The sequence below is a fragment of the Massiliimicrobium timonense genome, from assembly GCF_002160865.1.
GTDB lineage: Bacteria > Bacillota_I > Bacilli_A > Erysipelotrichales > Coprobacillaceae > Allocoprobacillus.
On record NZ_NFLJ01000010.1, the window covers coordinates 63,939 to 70,865 of the forward strand.

6 protein-coding genes and 1 other annotated feature are annotated in these 6,927 nt (G+C 33.8%); of the genes, 2 read left to right on the forward strand and 4 right to left on the reverse strand.

Annotated elements, in window-relative coordinates; translation table 11 throughout:
• From leuC to leuA, 4 genes are all read right to left on the reverse strand, one after another.
• Entirely contained in the window at positions 1-1,272 is a 1,272-nt protein-coding gene (gene leuC, locus B5E75_RS04820; RefSeq protein WP_087357655.1) for a 3-isopropylmalate dehydratase large subunit, read from the reverse strand.
• Between the two features lie 83 nt (positions 1,273-1,355).
• Complete coding sequence (gene ilvC, locus B5E75_RS04825; RefSeq protein WP_087357656.1) at positions 1,356-2,372, reverse strand: ketol-acid reductoisomerase; 1,017 nt, start codon at positions 2,370-2,372, stop codon at positions 1,356-1,358.
• A gap of 5 nt (positions 2,373-2,377) precedes the next feature.
• A complete protein-coding gene (gene ilvN, locus B5E75_RS04830) occupies positions 2,378-2,893 on the reverse strand; it encodes an acetolactate synthase small subunit (RefSeq protein ID WP_087357657.1) in 516 nt (171 codons plus the stop codon).
• 3 nt (positions 2,894-2,896) lie between these two features.
• Complete coding sequence (leuA, locus tag B5E75_RS04835) at positions 2,897-4,582, reverse strand: 2-isopropylmalate synthase (protein ID WP_087357658.1); 1,686 nt, start codon at positions 4,580-4,582, stop codon at positions 2,897-2,899.
• Between the two features lie 57 nt (positions 4,583-4,639).
• Positions 4,640-4,891: a binding site (T-box leader), on the reverse strand.
• Positions 4,892-5,160: 269 nt separating this feature from the next.
• Between leuA and B5E75_RS04840 the strand changes: the two genes are divergently transcribed.
• Complete coding sequence (locus B5E75_RS04840; protein ID WP_087357659.1) at positions 5,161-5,907, forward strand: helix-turn-helix domain-containing protein; 747 nt, start codon at positions 5,161-5,163, stop codon at positions 5,905-5,907.
• A 20-nt stretch (positions 5,908-5,927) separates the two neighbouring features.
• Entirely contained in the window at positions 5,928-6,845 is a 918-nt protein-coding gene (locus B5E75_RS04845) for an IS3 family transposase (RefSeq protein WP_275086202.1), read from the forward strand.
• Positions 6,846-6,927: the final 82 nt, after the last annotated feature.

Below are 6,927 nucleotides of genomic sequence, written 5' to 3' on the forward strand. Positions count from 1 at the left end.
CTAATTCCCTGCCTTTCTTGGATCAGCAATATAACCTGCAATGGCACTTGCCGCTGCCACTTCCGGTGAAGCCAAATAAATTAAAGCTTCTGTATCACCCATTCTTCCAACGAAATTACGATTTGTTGTGGAAACACATTTTTCACCTTTAGCCATGACGCCCATATGTCCACCCATACATGGACCACAGCTTGGTGTATTGAATGCACATCCCGCTTCAACAAAAATTTCTGCTAAACCTTCTCTAATACATTCCACAAAAATCTTTTGTGTGGCTGGAATCACCATGACTCTTACAGTATCTGCCACCTTTTTTCCTTTGAGTATTTGTGCAGCTTTACGCAAGTCACTTAAACGTCCATTCGTACATGAACCAATCACAACTTGATCAATATATATTTTTTCACTTTCATTGATTTCTTCCATTGTATGTGCATTACCCGGTAAATGAGGGAAAGCCACTGTTGGTGTAATCTTTGATAAGTCAATTTCAATGACTTCATCATACTCGGCATCTTCATCAGCCTGATATTCTTTATAGACTTTCTTAGAATGTTTTTGCATATATTCACGTGTTATTTCATCAACTGGGAAGATTCCGTTTTTAGCCCCTGCTTCAATAGCCATATTACAAATTGTAAAACGATCATCCATTGTCAGTGAAGCTACACCATCCCCAGTAAATTCCATAGATTTGTATAAAGCCCCATCAACACCAATACGTCCAATAATATGTAAGATAACATCTTTACCACTGACATAAGGCTGTAATTCACCTTTTAATACAAACTTGATGGCACTTGGGACTTTAAACCAAAGTTCACCTGTTGCCATACCTGTTGCTATATCTGTTGTTCCTACTCCTGTTGAAAAAGCACCTAAAGCCCCATAAGTACATGTATGAGAATCAGCACCGATAATACATTCACCTGCCACAACAATTCCCTGTTCTGGTAAAATGGCATGTTCAACACCACATTTTCCTTGTTCCATATAGTGTGTTAAACATTGTTCTCTAGAAAATTCTCTGATAGCCTTAGAATTTTCTGCCGATTTCATATCTTTATTTGGTGTAAAATGATCAGGTACCAAAACAACCTTGTCTTTATCAAAAACATGGTCTGCCATTTGTTTAAAAATAGGCAAAGCCATTGGTCCTGTAATATCATTTGCCATGACCACATCTAATTTTGCTTCAATCAATTGACCAGCACTCACTTCTTTTAACCCCGCATGATCAGCCAATATTTTCTGTGTCATTGTCATTGACATCTCTTATTCCCCCTTTTCCTTTGTATGTCCTCACTAAAGAGTCAATAGACTCTTTACTGAACACACACAAAGTGTGTGTGATTTTAGTTATTAATTAATTTATCTTCATCAGACCAGCTATATAAACTTCTAATTTCTTTACCTACTTTTTCACTTTGATGTTCTTTTGCTAATTTACGCATTGCTTTAAAGTGAGCTTGTCCTCCAGCTGCTGACATATCTAATAAGAAATCTTTCGCAAATGTACCATCTTGAATATCTTTTAAGATGTTTTTCATAGCCTTTCTTGTTTCATCAGTAACAATCTTTGGTCCAGTGATATAATCACCATATTCAGCAGTATTTGAAATAGAATATCTCATTCCTTCAAATCCAGATTGATAAATCAAATCTACAATTAATTTCATTTCATGAACACATTCAAAATATGCATTCTTTGGATCATATCCTGCTTCTACTAAAGTATCGAAACCTGCCTGCATTAAGGCACAGACACCACCACATAAAACAGCTTGTTCACCAAATAAATCTGTTTCTGTTTCTGTTCTAAATGTTGTTTCCAAAATACCTGCTCTTGCTCCACCGATAGCTAAACCATAAGCTAAAGCGATATCCAAAGCACGACCTGTCGCATCTTGTTCTACAGCTACCAAACATGGTGTTCCTTTACCAGCCTGATATTCACTACGCACTGTATGTCCCGGTGCTTTTGGTGCAATCATTGTGACATCCACATTTTTTGGTGGTACGATTTGTCCAAAATGGATATTAAATCCATGTGCAAACATCAACATGTTTCCTTCTTCCAAGTTTGGTTCTATAGATTCTTTATATAATTTTGCCTGTAATTCATCATTAATTAAAATCATGATAATATCTGCTTTTTTAGCAGCTTCAGCTGAAGTATAAACTTCAAATCCCTGAGCTTCAGCCTTAGCCCATGATTTAGATCCTTCATATAAACCAACAATGACATGAACTCCAGACTCTTTTAAGTTCAATGCATGTGCATGACCTTGTGACCCATAACCAATAATAGCGACTGTCTTTCCATCTAATAAAGCTAAATTACAATCTGATTCATAATAAATTTTTGACATTTTTTTTACCCCCTGTTTTCTTTTTTATTTATTTCAAAATCATTAAGACCTCTTGCAATACCAGCAACCCCAGTACGAACAATCTCAACAATATTGAACCCATCTAACATAGCCAATAAGCCATTAATCTTACTATGTGTTCCTGTCACTTCAATGACCATTGAATCAGGTGACACATCCACAATTTTTGCTCTAAAAATATCTACAATTGAAACAATATCTGCACGTGTGTCTTGATTTGCTTCTACTTTAATCATCACCAGTTCACGATAAACAGATGTTTCAGCCGATAAAGCAAAAATTTCTAAGACATCTTCCAATTTTCTGAGTTGTTTTTCAATCTGTTCCAAAATCTGTTGATTTCCATGAGCAACAACTGTCATTCTTGAAATCCCTTCTGTATTTGTAGGACCCACTGTTAAACTATCAATGTTGTAACCTCGTCTTGAAAACAAACCACTCACACGCGTCAAAACTCCTGCACTATTATGCACAAGAATTGATAAAATGAGTTCTTCCATAAATTATCCTTCCTTTTTTATATTTTTATAAATACGATTCATCGCTGAAATCATGGCTTTAATCGTCGCTGTTGTAATATTCAAATGAACCCCAACCCCATACTCACAAAGTTCTTCACCTTGAGGTCGAAGTTGAACATAGGCAGCTGCCTTTGAATTAGAACCAGCCGTTAGAGCATGTTCACTATAATCCATTAAATCAGTATAAAGAAAATCATCAGTTGAATTAAAGGCATTCTTTACAGCGTCAATTGGTCCATTTCCATAACCAATCAAAGTCTTAACTTCACCATGATCTTCAATAGTCACTTCAGCACGTCTTTCATATTCATCACTTTCATCACTAATATCAATTAATCGCTGTTTAATAAATTTATATGGATATTCTAAATCAATATATTCTTTCTTAAACGTATCATAGATACGTTCTGGTGAAACTTCCCCTTCAATTTCACTAATATTTTGAATAGCTTTCGCAAAATCACCTTGTAATGCTTTTGGGAGATGATAACCAAAGACAGTATCCATCACATAAGCAACGCCACCTTTACCTGATTGTGAGTTAATACGCACAATTGGTTCATATTGACGATTCAAATCAGCTGGATCAATTGGTAAATAAGGTACTTCCCAGATACCTTCACCACGTTGATGATAAGCATACATACCTTTATTAATCGCATCTTGATGACTACCAGAAAAAGCTGTAAAAACAAGTTCCCCAGCATAAGGTTGTCTTGGTGGTACATCCATCTTTGTACATTTTTCGTAAACATCTTTAATTTGATTCATTTGACCTAATTCCAATTTTGGATCAATGCCATGTGTAAACATATTTAAAGCCAATGTCACAATATCTACGTTTCCTGTTCTTTCCCCATTACCAAACAATGTTCCTTCAACACGATCAGCCCCAGCTAACAATGCCAGCTCTGTTGCAGCAACACCACAACCTCTATCATTATGTGGATGAACACTCACAATAACTCTGTTTCTATCTTTAAAGTGACGACACATCCATTCAATCTGATCAGCATAAACATTTGGTGTATCCATTTCTACAGTGGAAGGCAGATTAATAATAACCTTTCTTTCTGGTGAAGCTTCCCATGTATCCAAAACAGCTTCGCACACTTCCATTGCATAATCTACTTCTGTTCCTGTAAAACTTTCAGGTGAATACTCTAAAATCACTTCTCCATCAAAATCTTTTGATAACTCTTTAACCAATTGTGTTCCATCTACAGCAATCTTTTTGATTTCTTCTTTACTCTTATGGAATACAACATCTCTTTGTAAAATAGATGTTGAATTATAAATATGCACAATCGCTTTTTTTAATCCCTTTAATGATTCAAAAGTTCTTTTAATCAAATGTTCTCTTGCCTGTGTTAAAACTTGAACTGTCACATCATCAGGAATCAAATTCTTTTCTATTAATAATCTTAAAAAATCATACTCAATCTGTGATGATGATGGAAAACCAACTTCAATTTCTTTAAAACCTAACTGAACAAGCAATTGAAACATCTCAACCTTTTCGTCAATATCCATTGGTGTAATTAAAGCCTGATTACCATCACGTAAATCGACTGAACACCAGATTGGTGCTTTTTCAATTTCATGATCTGGCCAAGTACGGTCTTTTAATTTTACTGTTTCAAACTTCTTATACTTTTTGTAGTTCATCCTATTCCTCTCCTTTCCTATAATAAAAAAACTCGTTCTCATTATGAAAAAATCATAATAGAGGACGAGAGTACATGACTTCGTGGTTCCACCTCATATTCATTATTGCCTCACAACAATAACCTTATCAAGTACGCTTATTCATAAGTTCATACTCTAGCGTGATAACGGTCGCATTCCGTAGCAGCTTACTTTTCTTTCAGTGCTCCACTCAAGGACGAGTTCAATAATAACATCACAGTTCTTTCCACCATCCAGAACTTCTCTATGCTTCCCTTATTATTTACTATTTCCTATCTCTGTATTTATTATAGAGTTGTTGGATATATCATATACCTTTTTATAAATATAGTCAACCATATTTTATATTTTTAAGCATTTCTTTTTTTGGTTTTATGAAATATTATATTCTATTTTTCGCCTTTTTCAAAAAATAAAACACAACAAAAAAATATCTTTTACCCCATCATAAGCAATCAATTCCTATATAAAAGATAAAAAACTATATATCAAAATGATATGATAACCTCCTAGTAGACAGTGTAAATAATTAAACACTGATACGGGAGGTTTTTATATTGGGAAGAAAAAGCAAATATTCTAAAGAACTAAAAATAGAAATATGTAAACGTTATTTGAATGGTGAAGGATCTACTTATTCATTAGCTGATGAAATTGGCACAAATAATATGGTTGTTTATAGATGGGTTAAAAAATACAATGCTTTTGGTGAATCAGCTTTTGATGATTTAAAATCAAATAATGCATATACTAAAACATTTAAACAGATGGTTGTAGATGCTTATTTAAACGGCGAAGGTTCATTAGATGATCTGGCAATAAAATATAATATTTCTTCTAATAGCACTATCATAAAGTGGATAAAAGATTATAATAGTCATATGGAATTGAAGGATTACATTCCTGGAGGAGAAGATATCTATATGGCGAAAAGCAGAAAAGTAAATAAAGAAGAACGTATTGAAATTGTAAAGTATTGTCTTGAACATGATTTGGACTATAAGACAACAGCTAAGGTATTTGAAACAACTTACGCTAATGTCTTTAATTGGGTCAAGAAGTATAAGGAAAAAGGCGAAGATGGTTTAGGTGATAGACGTGGACATCATAAAGCTGATGAAGAAGTTGATGAAATGACTTTATTAAAACGACAGCTCAAACAAAAGGAATATGAACTTGAAATGGCACTATTGGAGGTAAGAATGTTAAAAAAATTGGACGAGATAGAAAGAAGGCGATATACAGAGAAAGCAAATATGAAGAAGAATATGAAGCAATCAAAGAAATTAGCGAAGAAGAAGTAGATAAAGGAAACACACCAAATATATCACTTATGTGTAGAATACTTGATGTCAAACGTGCAAACTATTATAAATGGCTTCATCATGAAAAGAGTATTGTAGACAAGGAAAATGAAGAGATAGCTGAGCTGATCAAAGAATATCATAAAAAATATAACGGATTATTAGGTTATAGAATGATGGCTGATAGAATAAATAGAGATCATCATAGACATTATAGTGACAAACGTATCTATAAGATCATGAGGACATTAGGTATTCAAAGCATCATTCGACCTAAACGAAGAAGTTGTACAGTTAGAAAAAATAACAACACAGCTAAGAATAATCTTAATAGAGATTTCAATGCATCAAGACCAAATGAAAAATGGGTAACTGATGTCACAGAATTCAAATATGGCCCACATAATGAATATAAGCTTTATTTGAGTGCATTTCTTGATCTCTATGATAGAACAGTCGTCAGTTATGAAGTTGGTAATCACAATAATAATATTCTTGTTTTTAATACATTTGATAAAGCAATTCAAGCTAATAAAGATGCACATCCTTTATGTCATTCGGATGGAGGATATCAATACACAAGTCCAGCCTTTGTAAATATGCTTAAAGAGCAGGGAATGACACAAAGCATGTCAAGAGTTCACTGCTGCATAGATAATGGACCAATGGAAGGCTTTTGGGGAATCATGAAATGTGAGATGTATTATTATGGAAAACATTACAACACAAAGGACGAACTTATTAAGGCTATTGATGATTGGATTCATTATTACATGTATGAAAGATATCAAAGAAGATTTGGAGTAAAGACACCATATGAAGTGAGAAGAGAAGCACTATCATTACAAACACCAAATCAATATCCAATATTAGAAAATAAAAGAATCATAAAATATAAACAAGAACATTATACAAGTAATACAACATTAGCTGCATAAAGAAAAATGAAGTTGTCTCCTCGGCAACTTCATCAAAAACATTTTTAATTATTTCACCTGTCTACTTGACAGGGGCGGTTCA